General features: G+C 72.0%; 19 protein-coding genes and 2 pseudogenes. 7 read left to right on the top strand and 14 right to left on the bottom strand.

The features are described 5' to 3' along the window. Positions 1-13: 13 nt before the first annotated feature. The 9 genes from CP984_RS38930 to CP984_RS38890 all read right to left on the bottom strand — a co-directional run bounded on the left by CP984_RS38930 (position 14) and on the right by CP984_RS38890 (position 11,383). Positions 14-877 carry an SAM-dependent methyltransferase gene (locus tag CP984_RS38930; protein ID WP_003983473.1) on the bottom strand — a complete coding sequence of 288 codons (864 nt, stop codon included), beginning with the start codon at positions 875-877 and terminating at the stop codon, positions 14-16. A gap of 68 nt (positions 878-945) precedes the next feature. Further along, positions 946-2,211, bottom strand: coding sequence for an amidohydrolase family protein (locus CP984_RS38925; RefSeq protein WP_030178308.1), 1,266 nt, complete (start codon positions 2,209-2,211; stop codon positions 946-948). Positions 2,212-2,216: 5 nt separating this feature from the next. After that, a complete protein-coding gene (locus tag CP984_RS38920; protein ID WP_050504554.1) occupies positions 2,217-3,134 on the bottom strand; it encodes a UbiA family prenyltransferase in 918 nt (305 codons plus the stop codon). After that, positions 3,131-3,769 carry a nitroreductase family protein gene (locus tag CP984_RS38915; RefSeq protein WP_003984551.1) on the bottom strand — a complete coding sequence of 213 codons (639 nt, stop codon included), beginning with the start codon at positions 3,767-3,769 and terminating at the stop codon, positions 3,131-3,133. Before CP984_RS38915 ends, CP984_RS38920 begins: the two co-directional genes overlap by 4 nt. Continuing rightward, positions 3,766-4,752, bottom strand: coding sequence for a ScbA/BarX family gamma-butyrolactone biosynthesis protein (locus CP984_RS38910; RefSeq protein WP_003984549.1), 987 nt, complete (start codon positions 4,750-4,752; stop codon positions 3,766-3,768). The genes CP984_RS38915 and CP984_RS38910 overlap by 4 nt, the downstream gene beginning before the upstream one ends. 14 nt (positions 4,753-4,766) lie before the next feature. Further along, positions 4,767-5,762, bottom strand: coding sequence for a nucleoside-diphosphate kinase (locus tag CP984_RS38905; protein WP_003984548.1), 996 nt, complete (start codon positions 5,760-5,762; stop codon positions 4,767-4,769). Further along, the gene (locus tag CP984_RS38900; RefSeq protein ID WP_003984547.1) at positions 5,759-6,850 is read right to left on the bottom strand and encodes an SDR family oxidoreductase; all 1,092 of its coding nucleotides are present in this window, start codon (positions 6,848-6,850) and stop codon (positions 5,759-5,761) included. The genes CP984_RS38905 and CP984_RS38900 overlap by 4 nt, the downstream gene beginning before the upstream one ends. A gap of 84 nt (positions 6,851-6,934) precedes the next feature. Beyond that, positions 6,935-8,581, bottom strand: a complete 1,647-nt coding sequence (locus CP984_RS38895; RefSeq protein ID WP_003984546.1) for a hypothetical protein — start codon at positions 8,579-8,581, stop codon at positions 6,935-6,937. A 63-nt stretch (positions 8,582-8,644) separates the two neighbouring features. After that, positions 8,645-11,383: a phosphoenolpyruvate synthase gene (locus CP984_RS38890; protein WP_050504553.1), complete on the bottom strand. Its 2,739-nt coding sequence runs from the start codon at positions 11,381-11,383 to the stop codon at positions 8,645-8,647. A 338-nt stretch (positions 11,384-11,721) separates the two neighbouring features. Between CP984_RS38890 and CP984_RS38885 the strand changes: the two genes are divergently transcribed. From CP984_RS38885 to CP984_RS38865, 5 genes are all read left to right on the top strand, one after another. Beyond that, a complete protein-coding gene (locus CP984_RS38885; RefSeq protein WP_317985629.1) occupies positions 11,722-13,137 on the top strand; it encodes a cytochrome P450 in 1,416 nt (471 codons plus the stop codon). A gap of 462 nt (positions 13,138-13,599) precedes the next feature. After that, complete coding sequence (locus tag CP984_RS38880) at positions 13,600-13,845, top strand: hypothetical protein (protein ID WP_003984541.1); 246 nt, start codon at positions 13,600-13,602, stop codon at positions 13,843-13,845. 33 nt (positions 13,846-13,878) lie between these two features. Next, positions 13,879-14,685, top strand: coding sequence for a helix-turn-helix domain-containing protein (locus CP984_RS38875; RefSeq protein ID WP_003984540.1), 807 nt, complete (start codon positions 13,879-13,881; stop codon positions 14,683-14,685). Between the two features lie 37 nt (positions 14,686-14,722). Continuing rightward, on the top strand, positions 14,723-15,571 hold the full coding sequence (locus CP984_RS38870) for an arylamine N-acetyltransferase family protein (protein ID WP_003984538.1): 849 nt from the start codon (positions 14,723-14,725) through the stop codon (positions 15,569-15,571). Between the two features lie 120 nt (positions 15,572-15,691). Beyond that, entirely contained in the window at positions 15,692-16,468 is a 777-nt protein-coding gene (locus tag CP984_RS38865; RefSeq protein WP_003984537.1) for an SDR family oxidoreductase, read from the top strand. Positions 16,469-16,481: 13 nt separating this feature from the next. On the opposite strand, the gene CP984_RS38860 is transcribed toward CP984_RS38865, so the two are convergent. From CP984_RS38860 to CP984_RS38840, 5 genes and pseudogenes are all read right to left on the bottom strand, one after another. Further along, positions 16,482-17,486 carry an alpha/beta fold hydrolase gene (locus tag CP984_RS38860; protein WP_003984536.1) on the bottom strand — a complete coding sequence of 335 codons (1,005 nt, stop codon included), beginning with the start codon at positions 17,484-17,486 and terminating at the stop codon, positions 16,482-16,484. Positions 17,487-17,721: 235 nt separating this feature from the next. After that, entirely contained in the window at positions 17,722-20,064 is a 2,343-nt protein-coding gene (locus CP984_RS38855; protein ID WP_003984535.1) for a HelD family protein, read from the bottom strand. Between the two features lie 231 nt (positions 20,065-20,295). Then, positions 20,296-20,790: a hypothetical protein gene (locus CP984_RS38850; RefSeq protein WP_129820873.1), complete on the bottom strand. Its 495-nt coding sequence runs from the start codon at positions 20,788-20,790 to the stop codon at positions 20,296-20,298. Positions 20,791-20,897: 107 nt separating this feature from the next. Further along, positions 20,898-21,209, bottom strand: a complete 312-nt coding sequence (locus CP984_RS38845) for a hypothetical protein (RefSeq protein WP_003984533.1) — start codon at positions 21,207-21,209, stop codon at positions 20,898-20,900. A gap of 1,125 nt (positions 21,210-22,334) precedes the next feature. Further along, positions 22,335-23,256 (bottom strand): annotated as a pseudogene (locus CP984_RS38840) (IS5 family transposase). A 160-nt stretch (positions 23,257-23,416) separates the two neighbouring features. On the opposite strand from CP984_RS38840, the pseudogene CP984_RS38830 reads away from it, so the two are divergent. Next, positions 23,417-23,545, top strand: a pseudogene (locus CP984_RS38830) (IS481 family transposase); the annotation flags it as partial. Between the two features lie 197 nt (positions 23,546-23,742). After that, complete coding sequence (locus CP984_RS38825) at positions 23,743-24,270, top strand: hypothetical protein (protein ID WP_197049345.1); 528 nt, start codon at positions 23,743-23,745, stop codon at positions 24,268-24,270. Positions 24,271-24,375 lie beyond the last annotated feature (105 nt).

Genomic DNA, 24,375 nt, shown 5'->3' with positions numbered 1-24,375 from the left:
CATCGGGCCGCCGTCATCGGACGGCGGACAGCAGGCTCACCCGCCCGGTCCCCGGCGACGCCGGGTCGAAGGCCGGCGGGACGGGCCGGGCGTGACCCCGGGCCAGGCCGGTGAGCGGCTCTTCGGTGGCGCTCCAGCCGTGGGAGGCGAGCCAGTCGCCGGGCGGGCGCGTCATCTCGTTCGTCCACAGCGAGGACAGCAGGTTCACGACGCCTTCCGGCGAGGCCGCCGCCGCTTGCCGCGCCTGGTCCGAGTTGATCATCGACCGGGTGACGTGCTCCATGGCGAGGTGGCTGCCCGGCGCCGACAGCGCGCTGATCCGGCCCAGCAGACGGTCCGCCGCGTCCTCGGTGAGGTAGACCAGTACGCCTTCGACCAGCCAGGCCGTCGGCTCGTCCGTGCGGAAGCCGTGCCCGGCCAGCGGTACGGTCCAGTCCTCGCGCAGGTCCGCCGCGATCACCTCGCGCCGGCAGCGCGGCGATTCGCCCCGCAGGACGTGTTCCTTGAAGGCGAGCACATCGGGCTGGTCCAGTTCGAACAGGCGGGTTTCGTCCGGCCAGTCCAGCCGGAAGGCGCGGGTGTCCAGACCGGCCGCGAGCACGACCACCTGGCAGCAGCCCGCCGCGTACGCCTGGCGGAAGTAGTCGTCGAAGTACCGGGTGCGCAGCGCGAAGTAGTCGCCCATGGCGTCGGCGAACCGCTCGCCCGGCCCGCCGCTCCACACCGCCTGCTGTTCATGGCCCGCCGCGTCGAGGAACCGCCCGGCCAGGCGGTCCTCGAAGAGCCGGTCCGGCCGTCGGCTCTCGGCGGCGCGGGCCATGCCCACGACCAGCGCGGTACTGCTGGCCCCGGCCAGGAGTGCGGGTCCGTCGCTCATGCCGTTCGTTCTCCGATTCGTGTGGATGCCGCTCATGCCGTTCGTGCTGTCTTGCGCACGGGTCCCGCTCACGCCGCCGTACGCGACGCGACGCGCTCGCGGTACGCCTCGCGGTCGAAGCGCACGCCGCCCCGCCAGACCGCCTCGATCGAGCGGGTGGCGGTGATGTCCGTGGTGGGGTCGCCCGCGACGAGTACGAGGTCCGCGCGCCGCCCCGGCGCGATCACCCCGCGGTCGCTCAGCCCGAAGCGCGCGGCCGGTGCCGCGGTGGCGGCGGTGAGCGCCTCGGCCGGAGTCAGGCCGGCCTCGACGAGCAGGGCCAGTTCGGCGTGCAGACCGGCGCCGTGGACGACCGGGCAGGCGCGTCCCGGCCGGTGGTTGGCGTCGGTTCCGGCCAGCACCGGCACGCCCGCCCGGTGCAGGCGGGCCACGCTCGACAGGGCGTGGCGGAAACGGTGTGCGGGCAAGGGGTGTTCCACGCACAGGCCCTCGCGGCCTTCCGTGATCGCGGCGCGGGCGTGGTCCGAAAGGAAGGCGGCGATCCGTGGACCGTCGGCCAAAGACCGGGTGACGCCGGTGGCGGACCGGGGCGCGGACACCTCCAGCATCGCCAGGGTGGGGATGACGACGCGCCTCGCCTCCGCGGCCCGGCGGACGAAGGCGTCGTCCAGGGCCGCTTCCAGCGGGAGGTGCGTCAGTACGTCCACACCGCTGTCGAGGGCGCGCCGCGCGGACCACACGGCGGAGACGTGGGCCACGCTGAGCAGGCCCCGGCGGCGCGCGGCGTCGGCGAGCGCCGTCACGGTCGCCGGTTCCAGCGCGGGCAGCGACCTCCCGTGATTCACGCCGTCATCCACCATGATCTTGATGAAGTGCGCGCCCTCCGCCTGCCGGGCGGCGACGAAGGCATCCGCCTGCCCGGGCCCGGCGACGGTCGGCAGCGTCGGCATGGTGACGGCGGGATGCCCACCCGGCGCGCTCGCCAGCAGGCCCGCGCTGCGCAGGTCGGCGAGGTCGTGGCGCTCGCCGGCCAGCCGGCACAGGGCCCTGGTGTCCTCCGGCGGGCCCATGAACATGTCCAGTTCGGTCGTCACGCCGAAGGCCAGCGCCTGTTGAAGGTTGCTCTCGGCGCCGAACACGTGCGTATGCGCGTCGATCAGCCCCGGCAGCAGCGTCCGGCCCGTCCCGTCGATCACCTCGGCCGACGACGGCGGCCGAGACCCCGGGTCCGTGTCGACGCGGGTGATGACGCCGTCGGCGCACTCCACCGAGCCGATGCCCGGCACCGACGTGCCGTCGAAGATCCGTACCCCGTCGATGATCACCGGCTGCATCCGTCTCACCGTCCGATCGCGAGCGCTGTGGACCCGTAGAAACACAGCAGGTTGAAGAAGAGCACGAAGCCCATCGCCGGGAGCATCAGCCCCGACGGCCGCTTGCGCAGCAGGAAGCGCCACGCGCCGAGCGCGGGGAAGACCAGGGCGGCCGCGGGCAGCAGGCCCGCCCGGCCCAGCAGCGCGAGCCCCAGCACCACGGCGCCCACGGCGAGCGCCAGGCTGATCGCGGCGCTGCCGCGCGGGCCGAACACCTGCGAGTACAGCCGCGCCTGTGGATCCTGCCGCCACTCGGTCTTCCGCGCGAACTCGAACTGCAGGAAGGCGCAGGCGAACATGGCCAGTAGCGGCACGGCCCGCCAGTCGGCGTCGATGCCGCCGGTCAGCAGGGAGACGTAGAGGTAGACCGACAGGAGCAGCTGTACCGGGTAACTGACCAGGAGACCGGCCACCAGATTCTCGCCGAGACGCGGGAACCGGCGTTCCAGCACGGCCAGGAACAGCGTGTACGCCAGGCCGAGCAGGATCAGCAGCACGGACAGCGCCGAGACCAGCGCGTTGAGCGCGACGACGAGGACGGTGATCAGCACCATGGCGCCGCGCAGCTCCGCGACCGTGATGGCGCCCGTCACCAACGGCCGGTCCGGGTTGTGCCGCCGGTCGTAATCCAGGTCCTTCTGCTCGTCGGCCATCCGGACGAAGAGCAGGGCCAGGACCACGCTCGCCGCGCGGACCGCGGTCGCCCACGTGGGCGTCCACGGTGCGGCGGTCTTCGTGATCTCTCCGGCGGTGCCCTCCAGGGTCACGGTCCACAGCACGCCGTAGGTGACATAGATCTGCGGGCGGAACATCCGCAGGACGAAGCGGCCCAGCCGGGCCGACGCCCGGACGGCGGCCGGGGTGCGGTTCACCGCGGTGTTCACTGCTGCCACCTGTTCCAGGACACGACCTCGTCGAGCGGCTGGCGCGGGGTGGGGCGGAAGCCGGACTCCCCCGTCGTGTGTCCGACGGCCACCAGGGCGACCTGGGTCATCTCGTCGGCCGGGATGCCGACCAGCGCCGCGACCTCGCGTTCGTGGGCGAGGTGCACCGTGGTCAGCGCGGTGCCCAGGCCACGGCTGCGGGCGGCGAGCATGAAGCTCCACACCGCCGGATAGACGGAGCCGAAGAAGCTCGACTGCCGGGCGAGCGGCGCGTCGTGGGGCAGTCGCCCGCGGGTGCCGGCCAGGACGAGGGCGGGCACCTGGTGCAGGTGGTCGGCGAGGTGGCGCACGCCGGCCACGGCCCGCTCGCTCATCGCCGCAGGGGGCGCGGCGTCGAGATAGGCGTCCGAGGCGGCCTTGTAGTACTGCGCGATCCCCGCCTTCGTCTCCGGATCGTCGATCACCAGGAACCACCAGTTCTGCCGGTTCCCGCCGTTGGGCGCGTGCAGGGCGAGCCGGAGGCACTGGGCGAGCAGGGGCCGGGCGACCGGCCTGGTCAGGTCGAGCCGACGGCGCACGGTGGGCGTACGGGTCAGCAGCCCGTCGATGTCGAGGGTGGCGGGGCCGTCGCTCATCGCGTCCCGGCCTCCGTGCCGGGCCTGGTCAGGCGCACCTCGCCGGCGGCGATGACGCGCCCCTCCTGCCGCATGGTGGTGTGCAGGACGGCGTGCGTCCCGTCGCCCTGTAACAGGACGCTCTCGCAGGTGACCGGCAGGTCCAGCTCGCCGATGGCGGTGAAGCGGACGCTGATCCCGGTGAGCAGGGCCGCTGCCGAGGGCAGTGTGCCGGTGGCGGCGGCGGTGGCGATGCCCAGCTGCCGGAACGACTCCAGGGTGAGCATGCCGGGGACGTGGTCGACGTAGTGGTCGAACAGCACGGGGTGGCGGGTGTCGACGACGAGCCGCGCCGTCCCCGTACCGGCGGCGTCGGGCGACACGCGTAAGGAGGAGAGCACCACGTTGGCGGTATCGCGGCGGTCGACCAGGGCCTCCTTGATCCGCGGCGGCGGTTCGGGGGCCTGGATGCCCAGGTGTGGCGGCAGCCCCAGGGCGATCCGCCCCTCTTCGCGCATCGTCTGCCACTGTTCCGGCGGCACCCAGGACATGCCGCATTCCAGTGTGGCCGCCACATGGTCGCCGATCATCGCGCTGTAGCGCAGCCGCGCTCCCCGTACGCTGCCCGTACGGTCGCGGAAGCGACGCAGGATGTGGCAGCGCAACACCACTTCGGTGGGGACGACGCTGACCGCGAGCGCGGCCGGGTCCGCCTCGTGCAGGGCGATCTCGCGCAGGATGAACTTCGTGCCGAAGGGCATGCCGAACAGGTCGTGTCCCAGCATGATGAGCGTCTGCCGGGCCGCTTCCACCAGCACCATCGGGTCGTAGAGGTGCCCGCAGCCCGCCGAATCCCGGTAGAAGGCGTGCGAGCGGGGGATCTGCACCCCGACGTCGAGGGTGTCCTCGTCCCGGGCGAGTGCGCCGGTGACCAGCACCTCCGTGATGCTCGACCGATGGACGAGCTCCCGGGGCACCGTGCGGCTGAATTCCACCGTGTCCATGCTTCTCCTCCGTGTCACCTGGCCGCGAGCCGCGCCATGTGGCGCTGCCAGTCGTGCACGCCGACCCCGTCGAGTACGGGCGCCAGTCCCTTGCGCTTCATCGGCAGGACGTGGGTGCCGACAATCACCACGTCCCAGGGGTCGAGCGGCAGCCCGGCCCGCCAGACGGCCTCCAGCAGCCGCCGGTATCCCTCGGGCGACCGGGCGGCCTGCCGGGCCGCGCGCAGTTCGTCCCGGACCGCGCCGGGCTGTGCCGCCTCCTCCGCTTCCGCCACGGCCGCCTTGAGGCGTTCCGCCGCGGGCTCGAAGGTGAGGTCCCGCCGGGGTACCTCCGCGTGCAGTTGGTCGGCCAGTTCGCGCGCCCGCGCCGACCGGTCGTCGCCCGCCAGCGCGTCGGCGTAGACCCGCTCCCGCCGGGCGGTGTCGAAGTGGATGCCCAACTCCCGTGCCACGTCGGCGGGTTCGTCGGGGGTGTGCACGAGGTTGAGCAGATAGCTGTAGCGGCCGATTTCGTACCGCAGCTGGCCGGGGATCCGGGCCTGGGGGTCGGTCGGGCCTTTGCGCTCGGTCATGACGACCGACGCGGGCGCGGCGCCGGTCTGGTCCGCCTCCGGGCGTACGACGAGCACCACCGCGTCGCAGGAGTCCATGAACAGGTCGGCGAGGCGGCGCCGTTGCGGTGTGGCCAGGTTCCACTGGTAGTACCACAGCGACCGTACGGCGGTGCGGGTGAGCCGGGTGCGCTCGGCGGCCACGATCCGCAGTCCGTTGCGGGCCAGCCAGTCGACCGTCACCGGTATCTGCCTGCTGACCACCGCGTCGGGTTTGAGCAGCAGCGCGGCGTGCCGGTGGAGGAAGCCGTCCGGGTCGGCGGTGAGGGTGCCGAGCTGTTCGTAGCTCTCCAGGAAGTAGGTGTCCGCGGCGAACAGGGCGCGTTTGCGCGAAGTGCAGCTGAGGGCGGGGGAAAGGTCGTCGCCGAAGGGGCGCGGGTCCGCGGTGTCCCAGGTCATCGGCCGGCTCCGTTCGCGTCGTCGGCGGCCGGGCCGGTGCCGGCCGGCGGGGCGCCCAGGTAGCCCGATTCCAGGCAGTGGTTGATCAGCTTGCGCAGGAAGTCCGGCCCGTCCGCGGGCGTCGCGCGCACGCCCAGCGCCGCGGTGTGGGAGGCGTCGAACGTCATCCGGCGCCGGAAGTAGCTCTCGTACAGCGAGACGATCCGCTCGTAGTAGCGGCGTTCGCGGGTGGGCAGGCGCTGGGCGTCGAAGCTCGTCGGGGGGACGAACCGCGGCACGTGGAACGAGGGGTACTCGGCCATCACGTCGGAGAAGTCCCGCAGGGTCAGCGGCGCTCCCGCCGCGTGGAAGGTACGGCCCTCCGCCTCGTCGAACCGCTCGGTGACCCGGGTGATGACGTCCGCCACGTAGTCGACCGGCACCAGGTCCAGGCGCGCCTCGTACAGGCCGGGGACGGAGCGGACCTTGCCCTCGGTGGTCAGCTTGAGGATGACGTAGATGTTCTTGTAGTCGCGCACCACGCCGGTGTGCTCGTCGCCGACGACGATGCTGGGACGCACCACCGCGGCGCGCACCCCGTCGGCCCGTGCCTTGTGCACCAGCGTCTCGGCCCGCAGCTTGCTGGCCTCGTAGCCGTTGGCGAGCCGCTGGCCCTGGTCCAGCTCCGTCTCGCGGATCAGCCCGTCGCGCTCGCCGCAGACGTACGCGGTGCCCACGTGCACCAGGCCGGCGCCGCCGGCGCGGGCCAGCTCGATGAGGTGCGCGGTGCCGTCGACGTTGACCGTGCGGTAGTCCTCCTCGGGACGGCCGAAGTCGGTGATCGCGGCACAGTGCACGATGCGGTCGATCCCGCCGCCGGCCAGTTCCGCGTAACCGGCCTCGGTCAGGCCGAGGCGGGGCCGGGTCACGTCGGCGGGCAGGCACCGGACGGTGGCGGGGTCCAGCGGGGTGCCGTCGTTGCGCACCAGCGTCTGCTGCCGGTGGACCACGGCGGTGACCTCGTGCCCGGCCGCCGCGAGCCGGGCGGTGACCTCCGCGCCGACCAGCCCGGACGCGCCGGTCACCAGGATCTTCAGTCGCCGTGTCATCGAGCCGCCTCCTGTCGCTGTTCCGCCGTGCGCCGTGCCCCGGTCGTGCGGGGCGGGTTGATGGGTGATGTCACTGTTCCTCCGTCAGGCCGAGGCGGCGTGGGGCTGCGCCCCTCCGCTGGACAGCAGATCGCCCGCCTCGTCGATGGGCAGGTCCGCGTCGAGGTGTGCGCCCAGGCGCAGCCAGTCGTTACCGGCCTCCAAGGTCTGCCGCCATGCGTCCGGGGAGTCGAAGGAGGACGGGAAGCGGTCCGCGCCCGTGGCCCGGCGGACCAGGGCCACGAAGTCGTCCAGCGCCGTCAGCGCGGCGTCCCCTTGAGGGCCGGAGGCGATCGTGAGGGTGTCGAGCTGTCCGGCCCGCGCCCGGATGGCGTCGAGGTCGTCCCCGTCCGGCAGAAGCGACAGCCGGCGAACGACCTCGGAGTCCGGCGGCAGCGGGTTGACGGCGTACGAACTGAGCACCCCGCGCAGGGCGAACCGCAGCATCCGCAGGGCGCTGAGCTGCGCGACGCTCCACTGGCCGCGGTCGAGGGCGCCGACGAGGTCCTCGCGGGCGTTCTCCACCAGGACGTTGGACCACACCAGGGTCATCGCGGCGGCGCTGAACCGGCGGGCGGGCACCGGCAGGAGGTCGATCGCCTCCGCGCCGCCGGCCGTCGCGCCGCCCACGGCGATGATGGGCCGTGCGGTGCTCGGCGGCGGTGTGACATCGCCCGCGGGGGCGGCCAGCGGCAGGCCGGGCACGATCGGCCCGTCTCCCTGCCAGGCCACCCGCACCAGTCCGTACCGCAGGAATTCGGCGATCAGCGGGCCCGCCTGCGGCGCACCGGCCGCGTCCGCGGCGGCCAGCGTCTGTTCCAGGGTCCGGCCGAAGACGAGGGAGCGCCAGGCCCGTGCCGCCCGGTCCCCGAGGACGAACACGTCCTGCCGGCCGCGTACGACGTGCACGCGCTCACCGGTCTGCCAGGTGGTGACCCCGGCCCCGGCCACGGTGATCCGTCCGGCTTCGGGGGTGGCGCCCGTGACACCGAGATCCGCCGCGAGCCGGACGCCTTCGGTGACGTACGCGTCGGCGCCGAGGCCGGAGGCGGACGGTGAGGCGAGCGTCAGGTACCGGGCGGCCGGCGGGTGGTCGCCGATCCGGCCCAGCTGCTCGGGCAGCCACTTGGGCTCCAGATAGGTTTCTCCCCGGCCCGCGGCCCAGGACTTCACGGCCTGGAGCAGCCCGGCCTCGGTCCAGGCCGCGGCCTCCTGCTCCTGGCCGAGCTGCCGCAGGGCGAGCGCGTACCGGATCGACTGGCGGGCGGCGCGCGCCCACCACTCGCCCACGGTGGTCCGGAAGTCGTCGAAGGACATCAGGTCCTTGACCTTCGCCACCAACTCCGGTTCGCGCAGCGGGAAGCTGCGCAGCAGCCGCTGGCAGCGGTTCAGCAGGTCCTCCGCGCCCGGACCGTTGGCGGCGGCGGCCGTGACCGCGGCGAACTGCTCCGCGATCTGGCGTACGGAACGGGTGCGGACCTCGACCCGCCGCCCATCCACGAACAGCAGCGACGGCATGGTCGGCAGGTCGGCGTCACCGTCGGCGATCAGGAGGAAGTCGATGTCGGACGAGGAGTTGCCGAAGCCCTCGGCGATCGATCCTTCCAGCACCACGGCGCAGCCGTCCGTGGCGCGGATCTGCGGCAGCGTCTTGTCCAACAGGTTCTGCAGGTATTCCTCGCTGAGGATCACACGGGCCTCCTGGTCGTGGCTTGCGGGATGGGGCGGTGCCGCGGGGGCCGGACGGCCGGCGCGCTACGCACCCGCCGGGTCCTTCGCGGCCTCGGGTCCGGCCGCGCCGCCCGCCGCGTCCGGGGCGTCGGCCAGAATCCGTACCGACCCCGTCGCTCCGTCCACCCGCAGGCGCATGCCGGTCTCCAGCTCCGCCATCAGGCCCTTGACCTGGACGACCGTCGGAATGCCCAGCTCCCGGGCGACGATCGCCACATGCGTCAGCGGGCTGCCCCGCTCGATGACGAGCGCCGAGGCGGACGGCAGGGCGGCGACCCAGCCCGGGTCGGTGCGGTAGGTCACCAGCACGCCGCCGTTCACGTCCACGGGGGTGTCCGTGACCACGGCGGGGGCCTCCACCACACCGGGGCAGCACGGGGTGCCGCGCAGCTCCTGGACGCCCGTACGTGCCGCCGGGCCCGTCGTGAAGCCGGCCTGCTCCAGGTTGCCCCGCCGGTAGGGCGCACCGCGCGTGACGAAGCGGGACGGTGCGGACAGCTGCCCGTCCTGCGCCTGCTGGCGCTTGCGCAGCTCCACCAGGCCGCGCAGGCCGGTGTTTCCGGTCGTGCCCTCGTAGACGCCGCGCAGCTCCTCCAGGCGCAGGAAGAAGACGTCGTTCCAGTGCTCGATCGCCCGCGTCCGGGCGAGGTCGCGCCCCATGGCCCGCAGCATCCGCTTCGCCGAGCCGAACGCGCGGGTACGGCAGAACCGCAGCCGCTCCCGGTTGTACAGGGAGCTCTGTGCCTTGCGGCGGACGACGTCGTAGACCAGCCGGCGCGGCCCGCGCAGGTGGGCGTCGAGGTAGGCGTCGGCCTTCCGGCCGGGATCGGCGTCGACCTCGGACAGCGCGGTGCGTACCAGGGCGAACAGAGCCGAGGGGTCTTCCCGCAGGTCGGGGACTTCGAGCTTGAGTTCGTCGAGGCTGCGGTAGCCGTACGCGGCGATGTACGCATCCACCGCCGCGAGGAATTCGGTGTGGCCGTTCCCGCGCAGGGCCGCGAAGGTGTCCTCGGCCGGGGTCTCCCGGATGAGGCGCTCCAGCGCGGCATCCGCGCGGACGGTGACCGCGAGGCGCGCCAGCGCGCGGGCGGGTTCGATGGACTCCACGCGCGGGCCCGGGCTCGCGGCGCTCCAGGTGAGCCATTCGGGGGCATCGGGCAGCCAGCGCCGGTTGAGCAGGGCGAGCCCGCCGATGGACCACAGGATCGCCGCGTCCAGGGTCTGCATCGGACCCCACTTCTCCAGCAGGTCCTTTTCCAGGGCGCGAAAACGCCGGTAGACGTCCTGGCCGTCCAGCGCGTCGTAGTCGACGTTGTCGAATTCCCGGTACGCCGCGTAGAAGTACGCCATGAAACGCTCGACCGAGCGGTTCATGGTGAGGAACCGGTGGACGAAGGCCGCCACCGTACGGGCGCGGGCCAGCCGGTCGCGCGGGGACGCCGAGACGGTGTACGGACGGATCGCCTCCGCCGTTTCGTCGTCGAGTCCCTCCTCGACGCCGATGGCGATTTCCAGGACTTTTCTGTTGAGCTTGTACAGGGGCGCGATGCGCACCATCCGGTACCAGTTGAACAAGTTGTAGTACACCCGGCCGTGGAAATAGCCGAGCATCTGCGGGGCCCATTCCTCGATCTCGCGCAGCCCGGCCCGGGGCACGCGAAGGGCCCGCGCATAGTTCTCGTAGACCTTGCCGTAAACATGGGCCGCGAAACTGAAGGTCAACGGCGAGACGATGCCGGAGAAGCTTTCGACGATGTTGGCGTTGTCCCAGATCCGGATTTCGCCGTCGGCGGGTTCCGCCGCGCCGTCAGGCGGTGCGGCGTACTCCGGCAGCGCGGTGATGGGGCGGGCCTGGAGAATCCACAGGACATCGCCCGCGAACGCCCACTCGATGTCCTGCGGGGTGCCGAAGACCGCTTGGACGCGCCTCCCGGCCTCGTGCAGGCGCGCCAGTTCCTTCGGTGTCAGCGACAGCTTCTCCCGCTCGGCCGGCGGCACTTCGCTGATCTGGCACCCGGCGCCCGACGCGGGCGCGTGGTAGCGCTCCCGCTTGTCGCCCAGCACGGTTTCGGCCACCTCGCCGGTGGCGGCGTCGAGCGTCACGGTGTCGGCGTCGACCGCCCCCGAGACCAGGCCCTCGCCCAGCCCGTAGACCGAACTGACCACGTAGCGGCGCCGGTCGCCGCTCACCGGGTCGGCGGTGAACAGCACGCCGCTGCGCTCGGCGGCCACCATCTCCTGTACGACGACGGCGAGTCCGGCGCCGTGCAGCGGCAGCCCGTGGTGCAGCCGGTAGAGCAGTAATCGTTCGGAGAAGGCCGACGCCCAGCACTTCTTGACGTGCGCCTCGACCTCGGCGAGCCCGGTGACGTTCAGGGAGGTGGCGAACTGCCCGGCGAAGGAGAGCCGCGCGCCGTCCTCCTCGGCGCCGGAGGAGCGGACCGCGACCCGGCCGCCTCCCGCCCGCGTGTAGGCGTCCGCGATGACCGACGCCGCCCGCCCGGACAGCTCCGCGGCCTCGACGAGGCCGGCCAGCTGCCCGGAGACGCGTTCCGCCGAGTCCGGGGTGACCTCGTCGAGCAGCTTCCCGATCCGCCCCGACTCATCGAGCGCGGCGATGCACTCCTGGAAGACGTCGAGACCCACCACCGCCCATCGCGGTACGTCGATCCCGTTGCCCGAAAGGGCAAAAAGATTTGCCCCTTTGCCGCCCGCTGCGCGCGCGACCTCACCTGGCGGACTTTCGGCGATGATGGCTCGCATGAAACCCCAAGCTTTCCGATACGCCATGGCCTGAACCACGCTCCGCGTGGCAGTGCGGACACCGCTTTGCCCGAACGGTCATTCACGTCCGAGCGGCAATTCGGTGAATATTTCGCCGAGCGTAGCAGCGCCCCGGACGGCCTCCGCCGGACTGCCCGCGCAACTAAGGTTTTCCCTAGCGACCGTTGAATTGCTCAGCGGCGGCCGGGCGGCGGGCATCTACTGTCCCTGCCGGGCCCGTCCCTCCTGCTTCCGGCTGATTGTTCTCCCCGACCATCGGCGAATCCCTGGCGAACCGCAGCCTGACCGAAGGTTCACAACTCGACAGACGCTGGAGTATGGAGAGAAATATGCTTCGCCTTCCCCCCGGATCGCGTCAGCCTGCCTTCCTGCAGACCCTCCACATGCGCGATCCGGTCCGCTACTTCGAGACGTTGCGCCGGCGCTACGGTCCGGTGTTCCGTATGAAATTGCTCGGCTTCCCGCCCCAGGTCGTGGTCTCGACCGCGGAGCTGGCCGCGGAGATCTACCGTATGGACGGCGACGGCAACCGCGCCGGAGCGCTGCGCGCGGGGTACGTGCCGTGGGTCGGACAGCACTCGCTGCTCACCAACGACGGCGAGGAATGGTGGCGCCACCGCAAGCTGCTCAGCCCCACCCTGCACGGCAGGTCCATCGCGAACTATCCCGAGCTGATCGCCGAGATCGCCGCGAAGGACATCGGGACGTGGCCGCTCGGCAGGCCGTTCACCCTGCGCGAGCACATGCAGGCCATCACCCTGGAGGTCATCCTGCGGCTGGTCTTCGGGGTCCGGGACACCGAGCAGGGGGCCCGGTTACGGGCCGGTCTCATCGACCTGTCCAAGGCCACCGGCTCCGCCGCCCTGTTCCTGACGCCCGCCCGGCTGCGGGCCTGGGCGCAACGGTCTCCGCTGGCGATGCGCCTGCCGTTCCTGCCGACGACCCGCGCCGCGCAGGCCGTCGAGACGGTGGACCACATCCTGTTCGCCGAGATCGCCCGGCGCCGGGCCGAGGAGGACGCGGACGCCGACGACGTCCTGGGGCGGCTGCTCCGCGCCCGGGACGACCAGGGCCGCCCGCTCAGCGACCAGGAGATCCGCGACGAACTGCTCACCCTGCTGGAGGCCGGCCTGGAGACCACGGCGACCGGCCTGTCATGGACCTTCGAGCGGCTGATGCGCAATCCGCGGGTGCTCGCGCGGCTCCAGGAGGAGGTGGAGCAGGGCGAGGACGACACCTACCTCGACGCGGTCGTCAAGGAGGCGCTGCGGTCCCGTCCGGTGATCTTCGGCATGGGGCGGCTGCTGGACAAGCCGTTGCGGGTCGGTGGGTTCGAGGTGCCGGCCGGCTGGGTGGCCATCCCGATGTTCTCGCTGATCCTCCAGGACCGTGCGGTGTACCCGGACGCCGGGGAGTTCCGGCCGGAACGCTTCCTCGGTGAGGGCGCCAAGGCGGCGCAGAAGTCGTTCCTGCCGTTCGGCGGCGGCCGCCGTTACTGCGTCGGCGCCCAACTCGCCACGCTGGAGATGAAGATCATCACTCGCGAGGTGCTCCGGCACGTCCATCTGGCCCCCGCCGACCCCGCGCCGGAGGCCCAGCGCATGTGGCACGCCACCCTCATCCCCGGCAAGCAGGTCGTCGCGGTGGCCCGCAAGCAACCGCCGAAGCGGCGGGCGCCGGTCCAGGAGGCGAAGTGCCCCGTACATCCGGCTCTTTCGGACGACGCGGGGTAACGGGCGGCGAGGCAGCGGAACGCCCCCGCCGCCGCCCGGTTGCCGGTGCTCGCTCCGGCCACCGGAAGGGAACACGCCGCCCTCCGGGGGCGGTCCGGCGGCAGCACCGTCAACCGAAGTGGGCCAAGAATGGAGGAACGGGCGCCCGGCGCCCTGCGGAGCGGCACGTTCCGGTTGGTGGCCGGCGGGTCGCGGCTGGTCAGCCGTCGGACCGCTCGTCACACCCGCCAGAGGCCATGGCCAACGCCTGGGGAATTTGCCAGGGGGCCCACTTCCGTACCGACGGGACGGGAGTGAACGAACAACGCGGAGCAGGCGCGGGAGCACTCTGTGCACTGGCACGATTTGGTCCACCGCGCACGGCGGAGCGGACCGCCGCCGCGGCATCTGGTGGGAGCCAGTCGACGTATGCCGTACACACCCGGCCGCGCGACGCGCCGGTGGGGAATCAGGGAGTCGCTCATGTCTGTCCAGCAGTCCGTCGCCGCGTGCGGCACGGTCCGGTCCCGCTTCGGCCCGGGAGAGACCGCCATCGTCATCGTGATCATCGCGCTGGCGGTGCTCATGACCCTGCGCGGCCTGCCGCTGCCCGAGGTGACGGCCGTGCTCACCAGCGCCGGCCTGCTCGCGGTGACCGTGATCCAGGCCGGGCAGGGGCGTACGGTGCGCGGCGCCGGGCGGGCCCTGCTGTCCTGCGGCCCGGCGTGATGCCCGGCGATGCCGCGCCGACGGGGGCGCCCGATGGCGCCGGTCCTGACGCCGAACCACGGGGCGGGCCGGCTCGCGCTGGAGCTGCGCCGGGCCCGTTCCCGGCGCGACCTGTCCCGGCCGGAACTCGCGCACAAGATCGGCCGGTCGCTCACGACGGTCCAGCGGGCGGAAGCCGGCCGGATCAGGCCGCCGTGGCCGGTGATCCGGGACATCGCCGCGGTCTGCGGTATGGACCTCGACACGGCGGAGGACCTGTGGCGCAAGGCCGGGCGGCCGGGGCGGACCCGCCGTACGGAAGCGCCGCTGCTGAGCCTGGTCCGTACTCCCGGGGACCTGGCGGCGGTCCTGCGGCGGGCCTGGGAGGACGACGGCGCCCCGTCGCTGCGGACGATGGAGGCGCGGGCGGAGCGGCTGGCCCGGACGTACGCGCCGCTCTCGCGGATGTCCGCCTGGCGCATCCGCGAACGCAAGCAGACGCTCTCCTCGCTCCACCAGCTCTACGCCTACCTGATCGCCTGCGAAGTCGCGGAGGAGGACTTCCCGGCGTGGGAGCAGGCGTGGCGCCGGGCCGGTCACCACGAGGAGCGGTCGCCGAGACCTGCGGCGCGGGCCGGTCAGCGCCGCACGACCTCCCTGGACAGAGCGGCGGCGCTGATGCGGCAGGCCGGCCTCCTTCCCTGTGAGCCCTTCCCCGGGCGCCACACGCCCTGGACCGCCCGGTGCCGGTCCTGCGGGAAGCTCAGCCGGTACAAGTTCTCCCAGGTACTGGAAGGGACCTCGTGCCCGGTCTGCCACCACCCCCACGCGGTGCTGTACGCGGGGCCGGAAGAGGTCTGATGAACGGTTCGTACGGGACCGAACGTCGAGGAGGACCGTGGGCAGCCCGGAGAGCTCCGTGTGGGGCGGGGAGCGGCTGGACCTCGATGCCTATCTGGCACGCATCGGGTACGCGGGCGAACGCGCACCGACGCTGGACGTGCTGACCGCGCTGCACGCCGCGCACCTCACCGCGCTCCCCTTCGAGAACCTGGAAGTCGTCCTGGGCCGGACGGTCCGGCTCGACGTGGAATCCCTCCAGGCGAAAATGGTCCGGCGCCCGCGCGGCGGCACCTGCTGCGAGCACACGCTTCTGTACGCCGCGGCGCTGGAAGCGATCGGCTTCACCTTCACGGCGACCGCCTCGCGCGTACGCATGCACGAGCCCCGCACCCGCCCGGCCACCCACGCGTCGCTGCGGGTGGAACTCGACGGCGCGGAGTGGTTCACCGACGTCGGCTTCGGCGCCGAAAGCCCCCGCGCTCCCCTGCGGTTGCGGGACGGCGAGATCTTGCGGCAGGGCGGCTGGACGTACACCCTGGCGCGCGAGGAGGGCCCGACGCCGGGCACGCAGGGCCCGCTGGTGCTGCGGCGGCTGCGGCAGGACGGCTGGTTCGACCTGTACGCCATCGGAACCGAGCCGCGCTTCCCCATCGACTTCACCGTGACCAGCCACTTCACCTCCACGCACCCGCTGTCGCCCTTCCACGGCACGCTGCTGGTCCAGAAGTCCGCAGCCGACCGGCGGCTCGTTCTGCACCACACCCAACTCACCACGTATCTCCCGGATCTCTCGACGGACAGACGTCAGGTGGCGGCGAAGGAACTGCCCGTCGTGCTGAGTGAGGAGTTCGGGGTCGGCCTCGATGCCGAGGACGCCGCAGCACTCGTCGCGCGCTACGAGTGAGGAGAGGGGGTGCGGGACACCCGGATACGAGCCCCCCAGGCACGGTCCGTCCTGGCTGGACCGTACGCCCTGCCGCAGCCTCATAGGGCAAGCACGTGAACACCCCTTGAAAGGCACGGCATGAACTCCACCCTGAGCACGCACGGCGACGGGCCCACGGACGCCACCACCCCCGGCAAGGTCGTCCTGATCACCGGTGCGAGCAGCGGCATCGGCGAGGCGGCCGCGCGCCGGCTGGCCGCCGACGGCCATCGCGTCTTCCTCGGCGCACGGCGCACCGAGCGGCTGGCGGCGCTGGCCGAACGGCTCACCGCCGACGGGCACACGGCGGCGTACCGGCGGCTGGACGTCACCGACGCCGCGGACGTACGGGCCTTCGTGGACGCCGCGCGTGCCGCCTACGGGCGGATCGACGTCCTCGTCAACAACGCCGGTGTGATGCCGCTGTCGCCGCTGGAGGCGCTGCGCACCGAGGAGTGGGACCGGATGCTCGATGTGAACGTGCGCGGTGTGCTCCACGGGATCGCCGCCGCCCTGCCCGTGATGCGGGCGCAGGGCGGCGGGCACTTCGTGAACATCGCGTCGGTCGGCGCGTACGAGGTGTCGCCCACCGCCGCCGTCTACTGCGCCACGAAGTTCGCGGTACGCGCGCTCTCCGAAGGGCTGCGGCAGGAGTCCGGCGGGGACATCCGCGTCACCGTCGTCTCCCCCGGCGTCACCGAGTCCGAACTCGCCGACGGCATCGGCGATCCGCTGGCCCGGCAGGCGATGCGGGACTACCGCGCGGTGGCCATGCCGGCCGCCGCGGTCGCCTCCGCCATCGCCTTCGCGGTCGGGCAGCCCGCGGAGGTCGACGTGAACGAACTCGTCGTCCGGCCGACCGCGAGCGCCCAGTAGGCCCTGGGGCCGGTCAGGTCAGCGAGCGGAGCCAGCCGGTCAGGATGCGGTTCACCTCGTCGGGCCGCTCCTGCTGGACCCAGTGCCCGCAGCCCTTGAGCAGGTGCGCGGCGGAGAGACCGGGGAGGGCGGCGGGGAAGGCTTCGATGGCGTCGGCCATCCAGGTGGTGGACGAGTCGTGTTCGCCGCCGATGAAGAGGGAGGGCTGCGTGAGGGGGGCGCCGTCCCAGGGGGCGAGGTCTTCCCAGTCCCGGTCGACGTTGCGGTAGCGGTTGAGCCCTCCGGTAAGGCCCGTACGCTCGAACTCCTCGGCCAGGGCGTCGAGTTCGGCTTCCGAGAGCCAGGCCGGGCGGGCGTCGCGGACGAACCGGTCGGCCATCTTCCGGCCGGACGGCACGAAGAAGCAGCTGGGGCTGCCGTCGGGGGCCATGGTGTCGGCGGACAGGCTGGCGTAGAAGCCGGCCAGCCAGCCGCGGACGTCCGGCTCGATCTCCGCCTCCGCCCGGCCGGGCCGCTGGAAGTAGCCGACGTAGAACTCCTCGTCGCCGCCGACCATGCCGAAGGCGTCGGTCGGCCGGACGCCGTTGCGGGGTGCGTACGGCACGCCCAGCAGTCCCACGGCGGTGAAGACATCGGGCCGCAGCAGCGCGGTGTTGGCGGCGATGGTGGCACCCCAGTCGTGGCCGACGACGGTCGCGGTGTCCTCGCCCAGGGCGTGCACGACCGCGACGTTGTCGGCGACGTGTGCCGTCATCCGGTACGCCGCGACCTCGGCCGGCTTCGAGGAGCGCCCGTATCCGCGGACGTCCAGGGCGACCGCGCGAAAGCCCGCGGCGGCCAGGGCCGGCAGCTGGTGCCGCCAGGAGCGCCAGGTCTCGGGGAAGCCGTGGAGCAGCAGCACCAGCGGTCCGGTGCCCTGCTCGACCAAGTGGATGCGTCCGCCGGGGACGTCCACCAGCCGGTGCGCCGCGCGGTGTCCGTCGTGGGGCGGGGTGGCTGTGTCGGTGGGCTGGGGCATGGCGGTCTCCTCGTCCGGTCGTCCGGCGCCGTGCGGCGCGTCGCCACTGCGATCATCGAGGGGAATTCGCGCCGTGCCCAAGGGTCTTTGCCGGTTCGGCAAATCGGCCGGTGGAGCCGCCGGTACGGGCACCGGCAATTCGGCCGGCGGAACCACCGGTACGGGGCGCCGCACGCGGTGTGCGGCGCCCCGTACCGTCCGGGCCCCGGCCGGGGAGGCAGGCCGTACCGTACGGTCAGGCGCCGACCGCCTCCCGGTGCGGTGCTGCCTCCGCCAGCGACCGCAGCGCCTCCGGGAGCGCCGCCGCGTGTATCACGCCCAGCCGCTGGGTGGCCCGGGTGAGCGCCACATACAGGTCGCTCGTGCCGAACTCTGCTGGTTCGACCACGAGCACGGTGTCGAACTCCAGGCCCTTGGCCTGCCGCGGGTCGAGCAGCACGACCGGGCGGGTCAGATCGACGTCCTGCCCGGCGGACACCTCCGGCAGGGCGGCGGACAGCGTGGCGTACAGGGCGGCGTGGTGCGGCTGCGGGGCGATGACCGCGAGCCGGCCCTCCGCCGCGCCGTCGGCGCCGAGCTCCCCTTCCTGCGCACGGGGCTTCGCGCCGCCGACGGTCTCCCGTACGGCCGCGTCGGCGACCGCCCGCGGCAGGTCGCCGGCGGCGGCCCCGAGCGCCCAGGGGCGTACGCCGGTCGAGCGGATCGAGCTGGGCGGTTCGAAGCCGGGGTGCACGGAGCGGGGCACCGCCGCGGCGATGTCCATGATCTCGCGCGGTGTCCGGTAGTTGACGCCCAGCCGCACGTGCTCCCAGCGGTCGTCCACGTACGGCGCGAGGATCGTCTCCCACGTGCCGCAGCCGCCCGGCTCCGCGGTCTGCGCCGGGTCGCCGACCAGTGTCATCGAGCGGGTCGGGCAGCGCCGCATCAGCAGCCGCCAGGTCATCGCGGACAGTTCCTGGGCCTCGTCCACGATGATGTGGCCGAACGCCCAGGTGCGGTCGGCCGCCGCCCGCTCGGCGGCGCTGCGGTGGTCGGCCTCCTCCTGCCGGTCGGCGAGCCGGTCCGCGTCGATCAGGTCGTGCGCGGCCAGCACCTCGGAGTCCTCGTCGTCCTTGTCCTCGAACTCCTGGGTGCGGGAGCCGTACGAGAGGTCCAGCACACCCTGCGCGTACTTGATCCGCTCCTGACGCTCGGCCTCCTCGGCGGCGCGCGCCGCGGAGTCGTCCTCGCCGAGGAGTTCGGCGGCCTCGTCCAGCAGCGGCACGTCGGCGGGCGTCCACGCGTCCTCGGCCGGCCAGGGCCCGTGGTGGCCGGGCGTGCGGCGGATGGCGTCCGCGTCGGCGTCCGGCAGGTGCACGGGCTCGGCGAGGAAATCGGCGACCAGTTGCTGCGGCGTGAGCGAGGGCCACAGTTCCTGGATGGCGGCGTGCACCTCGGGAGCGGCCGCCACCGCCTTGCCGAGCTGCGCGATGTCGTCCGGGCCGAGCAGGTTCGGGCCGCCGTAGGGGTCGGCGCCGATCCGGTCGGCCAGCTGCGCGGTGAGCGCGTCGATGACGTGGAACGCGAAGTACGGGCGGGCCAGGTTGTGCGGCAGCCGGGTGGCGCGCGCGTGCTCCCGGGCCGCCGCCGCGATCTCCGCGTCCAGCACCAGCTCGCCGTCCTCGTGGTCGATTACGAGGGCCGGTTCGGGCAGGGCCTGCCGGTCGCGTACGTACGCCGCCAGCGCGTCCGCCATCGCCGCGCCGCCCTTGATTTCGGCGGCCCGCGGGGTGTCGGTGCCGGTCGCGACCACGCCGGGGAACAGCTCGGCGGGCGTGGCGAGCAGGACGCCCGTCTCGCCGAGCGAGGGCAGCACCTCGTCGATGTAGCCGAGGAAGGCCGGGTTGGGGCCGACGATCAGCACGGCCCGGCGGGCCAGCAGCTCGCGGTGCTCGTACAGCAGGTAGGCGGCGCGGTGCAGGGCGACGGCGGTCTTGCCGGTGCCCGGACCGCCCTCCACGACCAGCACACCGCGGTGCGGGGCGCGGATGATGCGGTCCTGCTCGGCCTGGATGGTCTGCACGATGTCGTGCATCCGGCCGGTACGGGCGGCGTCCAGGGCGGCCAGGAGCACGGCGTCCGCGTCGGTGCCCTCATGCCCGGTGCGTTCGGTGTCGGTGAGGTCCAGGATCTCGTCGTGCAGGGCGGTGACCCGCCGCCCCGAGGTGGTGATGTGCCGCCGGCGGCGCAGCCCCATGGGGGTGTGCCCGGTGGCGAGGTAGAACGGACGGGCGACCTCGGCCCGCCAGTCGACGACCAGCGGCGTACGGTCCGCGTCGTCCCGGCGGATGCCGATCCGGCCGATGTGGTGGTCGGCGCCGTCCTGGAACGCCAGCCGCCCGAAGCACAGGCCGTTCTCCCCCGCGTCGAGGGCGGCCAGCAGCCCGGACTGCTCGGCCACCGTCACATCGCGCTCCAGCCGCGCCTGAAAGTTGTTCCCCTCCAGCGGCAGCGCCCGCTTGACGGCGGACTCGGTTCCGGCCCGCAGTTCGGCGAGGCGCTCGTAGAGCAGATCGGTGAATTCCTGCTCCTGCCGCAATTCCTCGTTTGACAATTCAGCTCCGCTCGGATACCGTGTCTTCTAGTGGCTAACCATGCATGAAGAAATTCATCAGACATGGAAACGCCCAATATACGCAGAGAAACACCCCGTCCGTCAATACGGTCCGGGGTGTTTCTGCGTTTGCGTGCGGTGCCGCGAGCGGCGGGCGGGGACGGTGACACCGGTGGGGTCGGCGGGCCGCATCCGGGCTATGGAGGCCCCCTCCACTCAACTGACGAATTCCACACTCTCGAAACGACTGTGGGAGACCTGCTCGTTCGCGTAGATCTTGGCGTCCGCCGTGCCGGGACAACCCGGCCTGGTGAACAGCAGCACCACCTTGTCGGTGCGGTTGGCGGCATGACCCTCGCCGCGGATATCGATGCATCGGTCGGCCTGCGGATTCGCCAGCACCTCCCGAAGCGGAGCCAGAGAATAGGAGAAGTAGCCGCCGGCGGAGCCGTGCCCGACAAAGCGCACGCTGCTGAAGACGGCATTCCGCTGCCGCTGCCCCGGCTGGAGGACGCCTTCCAGACCGGAGCAGTTGGCACCCCGGAAGAGCTGGGCCTCATAACGCGTCTGATTCTCGACCGGACCGTCGCCCTCCATCGCGTAGCAGGTGCCGACACGGGGCGCTTGCAGCGCCTCCTCGACCGGCGGGGGCGTATAGGTGAACAGGCCCCGCGTGGCCCATGCAGTGCCCGGCTGCAGGGCCAGGGCCACGGCGGCCACCATGCTCACGGCAAGGGAGGAGCGATTCACTGCGGGGCCTTTCAGAGGGGGAAACGTACGGGCGGGGGCGGTGGGCCCGGAGGCCCACCGCCGCAGGATCAGCTGGGGAATTCCACACTTTCAAAGGTGATGTCGAAGGCGTGCTGCTTCGGCCTGATCCGCTCCGCACTCCCGACACAGCCGGCACGCCGGAAGACCAGAGCGGTCCGGTTGGTCTGGTTCACGGCGTGCCCGTCACCCGCGCGGTTGTAGCAGCGGTCGAGGGAGGGATTGTCGAGGGTCTCCTGATCACCGCCCGCGGTGGTGTACAGGAAGACACCGTCAGCGGAGGCATAGGAACTGCCCGCCAGGCCGACGGTCAGGACAAGGGCGGTGCCGACGGAGGCCAGGGCCATCGAGATGCGCTTCATCAGTTCTCCTCAGTGGGGAAACAACCACACGGCGAGAGCACGTGCGGGGAACGGGGGCGGCGGGTCGACCTCCGGTGGACACCGGGAGGGCTCGCCGTGCCAGTGCCGCTCGCCCGCGGAGCCCCCGGTCGCGGACGGCGGCCGGCCGGGTCGGTGACGCTGTCGCGGACCGGGTCCGGACTCGACGCATCATGTGAACTCCCTGGGCAAGTACGGCTCATGGGGGCATCGTGCCCATTCGCGACAAGGGTGATCGTTTCCGCACTGCCGAAGATCGGGGCAACGGGGGCACTTTTGTAAAGGGGACTGCTACTCGCGCCGGGCGTGCGCGCCAGCGCCCAGCCCAATGACCGGCGGGGGTACGGTGGTTGGCGGCCTCATGACACTGCAGGAGGGGCGCATGCGAAGGTGGCAAGGATGCGCAGGACGGCGCGGCAGCAGTCGCGAGCGCCGGTGGCGGCGGGTCGCGGGCGCCACCTACACCTGTAGCTCGATCAACTACCCGCCCTGTGCGTCGGGTTACCAGCGGCCGTTGCCCGTACCCACCCCGCCCCCGGACGCCTCGCCGGGTAGTGCGGTAGCAGCGGACGCGCGCTCATCCACGAAGCCCGGCCCTACTGTGCGGGCCAGGCTTCGTCACCGTGCACAACCGGCAGTTTCTCGCAGTTCCCGGCACCTACCGGTAGAAGCTCGCAGAGGCCTGGCTTGCCGTTTTCCCACTCGTCTCCCAGTCGATCACGGCCAACTGGCCGCGGACCGCCCACCGGTGAAGTGGGCCTGACGGGCAGGGATCGGCAGCCGGAAAACGTCACCGCGCCGGGCGGGGCAGAGCGTCATATCGGCCCGGCCGCTACATAAGTAGACCGGCCTCGCTCCGCGTGCGGACCATGCGGCGAGTCAGGCCGGAGCCGGCGCGCCTGCGATGATCGTGCTCGACGTCGTAGCGGGACTCCTACAAAGCTGCTGCCTTGGTGGCACGGCCGTCGCCGCACCACACCTCCGGTCTCGATCACCCACGCCCTCTGCGCCCTTCAGCCCCCTACCAGGAGGACGACGACATCGACGAGGCATGCCCAGCGCCTGCAGGTAGCAGCGTGATCAGACCACTAGGCGCTGTTTCTCGGATCATGTGCGGAGCCAGATGATGAGTGCTGCGAGGGTGACGGTGCCGAGGTGGAGGTAGGCCCGCTTGTCGTAGCGGGTGGCGGCGGCGCGGAAGCCTTTCAGGCGGTTGTCGGCTCGCTCGACGGTGTTGCGTTTCTGGTAGCGCTCGCCGTCGAATCCGGTGGGTCGACCGCCGCGGGAGCCGCGGTTGAGCCGGTTTCTGCGCTGGTCACGCCGCTCGGGGATGGGGTGGGCGATCCCGCGGCGTCGCAGGTAGCGGCGGTTGTACCGGGACGTGTAAGCCTTGTCGGCCAGGACATGCTCAGGCCGGGAGCGCGGCCGCCCGACTCCGAGGCGGGGGACGGCTATCTGCTGCAGTACTGACTCGAGTTGCGGGCCGTCGCCATAGTGACCGGGAGTCAGCGGGAGGGCGAGGGGCCGGCACCGTCCGTCGGCGGCGAGGTGAATTTTGGTGGTGAGGCCGCCGCGGGAGCGTCCCAGGCACTCGCCGAGGCGACCACCTCCTCCAGCCGGACGGCCAGTCTCCGCAGAACCGGATCGGCCTCGTTCGTCCCTGCGCGGGCCCCTTTCTGAAAAGCCGCGGGCAGCGGTGCCCTGCGGGCGCCGGCGGCATGCTGATGGGCTCGCACCGCGGTGGAGACCACCGACACGTCCCAGTCGACCCGGCCCGCCGCGTCCTCGGCGGCCTGGATCTGCGCCAGCAGCATCTTCCAGGTGCCGTCCGCCGACCAGCGGCGATGACGCTTATAGACGGTCTCCCAGGGCCCGAACCGCTCGGGCAGGTCCCGCCACTGCACGCCGGTCCGCACCCGGTAGAGCACCCCGGCCGGTGGTCACTCCACCGGCCTCCACGCGTCCCGCCCCGGGGCAGAAACGACTCCAGGCGGCCCCACTCCGCGTTCGCCAGATCCCCACGACCCATGCCTCCAGCCTGACGTCGACACCCCTTCCGCGTCCGAAGATCCGAGAAACAGCGCCTAGGTGTATTGATCACGAGCATTGTTAACGATGTCGGGGCTTGATCGTGGCGAAGACCTCCGGTGTGGTGGAGCTGACTAGGACTGCACCGCACGGAGGTCTTCGTGTCTCACCGTAATGCCCGGCTGACCATTCACGGCAGGCGGCCGCTCATCGAGCGTGTCCGCACAGGCCGCCCGGTTGCGCATGTCGCCGCCGATATGGGCGTCTCCCGCGTCACGGCCCACAAATGGTGCGCCGCTGCCACACCGCACTCGGCTGCCAGCCACCGATCAGCCGCGTGAACAACCCTCTGGGCCAATACACCTAGCGGAACCCGTCTGAATTATGCGTTTAGCTCGGATAGGGATGTTGTGTGGGTACTTCCCGGCGGGTGGGGGCGGGGCTAGCGTCGGAGGACAGGTTCCTTCCGGACAAGGTGGTGATGAGGATGCAGACCCGTGAGCTGTTCAACAGCCTGGCTTCCCGTTCCGATCACCTGGACAACGACACCCTCACGCAGACCGTCGACGCGCTGCTGGCGTGCGAGCAGGCCACGGCTGCTTGCGCGAGCGGAATGCTCGCGGAGAAGGAGGTGGACGAACTGCGGATGTCGATCGACAGGGACCTGGACTGCGCAGACATCGCTGTGGCGACGCGGCGGGTCCTCACTCGGGGCAGTAACCCCGAAACGACGCTGCTCGCAGCACAGCTGCAGGCCTGCGTACTGGCGTGTCAGCGCAGCCACGAGTCCTGTGACCAGCATGTGCAGCATGCCTGCGCACTGCCGGTTGTGCGCGGAGGCGACCGCGCAGGCCGCAGCGGCTTGCAAACAGGCCATGGAAGCCCTGAGCAAGACGCCGTGATCCTGGTCCGCTCCGCCGGCAGGCGAAGCCACAGCCGACCTTCGCAAGCTGAGCCAGCACCTGGTGGAAGAACTCCGCCGACGCGGCTACCTGCCCGATACGGCACCTACTGAGCCCGCGTCGCCCCCGCCCGCTGCCGACGCGCCATCGGCCCGGTGACGAGTACTCCCCCTGCGAAGCGGTCGACCAATCCTCCTCGGGAGTCCGGCGGCCTCGCG

Source organism: Streptomyces rimosus (assembly GCF_008704655.1).
GTDB lineage: Bacteria > Actinomycetota > Actinomycetes > Streptomycetales > Streptomycetaceae > Streptomyces > Streptomyces rimosus.
Note: the sequence above shows the minus strand (reverse complement) of the source record. Positions and strands in the feature narration are given on the sequence as shown.

Excerpts from the sequence above, each read along its gene's own strand:
- CP984_RS38930 (WP_003983473.1), bottom strand. The coding sequence starts at position 877 with ATGAGCGACGGACCCGCACTCCTGGCCGGGGCCAGCAGTACCGCGCTG.
- CP984_RS38925 (WP_030178308.1), bottom strand. The coding sequence starts at position 2,211 with ATGCAGCCGGTGATCATCGACGGGGTACGGATCTTCGACGGCACGTCG.
- CP984_RS38915 (WP_003984551.1), bottom strand. The coding sequence starts at position 3,769 with ATGAGCGACGGCCCCGCCACCCTCGACATCGACGGGCTGCTGACCCGT.
- CP984_RS38910 (WP_003984549.1), bottom strand. The coding sequence starts at position 4,752 with ATGGACACGGTGGAATTCAGCCGCACGGTGCCCCGGGAGCTCGTCCAT.
- CP984_RS38905 (WP_003984548.1), bottom strand. The coding sequence starts at position 5,762 with ATGACCTGGGACACCGCGGACCCGCGCCCCTTCGGCGACGACCTTTCC.
- CP984_RS38900 (WP_003984547.1), bottom strand. The coding sequence starts at position 6,850 with ATGACACGGCGACTGAAGATCCTGGTGACCGGCGCGTCCGGGCTGGTC.
- CP984_RS38890 (WP_050504553.1), bottom strand. The coding sequence starts at position 11,383 with ATGCGAGCCATCATCGCCGAAAGTCCGCCAGGTGAGGTCGCGCGCGCA.
- CP984_RS38885 (WP_317985629.1), top strand. The coding sequence starts at position 11,722 with ATGGAGAGAAATATGCTTCGCCTTCCCCCCGGATCGCGTCAGCCTGCC.
- CP984_RS38880 (WP_003984541.1), top strand. The coding sequence starts at position 13,600 with ATGTCTGTCCAGCAGTCCGTCGCCGCGTGCGGCACGGTCCGGTCCCGC.
- CP984_RS38875 (WP_003984540.1), top strand. The coding sequence starts at position 13,879 with ATGGCGCCGGTCCTGACGCCGAACCACGGGGCGGGCCGGCTCGCGCTG.
- CP984_RS38865 (WP_003984537.1), top strand. The coding sequence starts at position 15,692 with ATGAACTCCACCCTGAGCACGCACGGCGACGGGCCCACGGACGCCACC.
- CP984_RS38860 (WP_003984536.1), bottom strand. The coding sequence starts at position 17,486 with ATGCCCCAGCCCACCGACACAGCCACCCCGCCCCACGACGGACACCGC.
- CP984_RS38845 (WP_003984533.1), bottom strand. The coding sequence starts at position 21,209 with ATGAAGCGCATCTCGATGGCCCTGGCCTCCGTCGGCACCGCCCTTGTC.
- CP984_RS38825 (WP_197049345.1), top strand. The coding sequence starts at position 23,743 with ATGCAGACCCGTGAGCTGTTCAACAGCCTGGCTTCCCGTTCCGATCAC.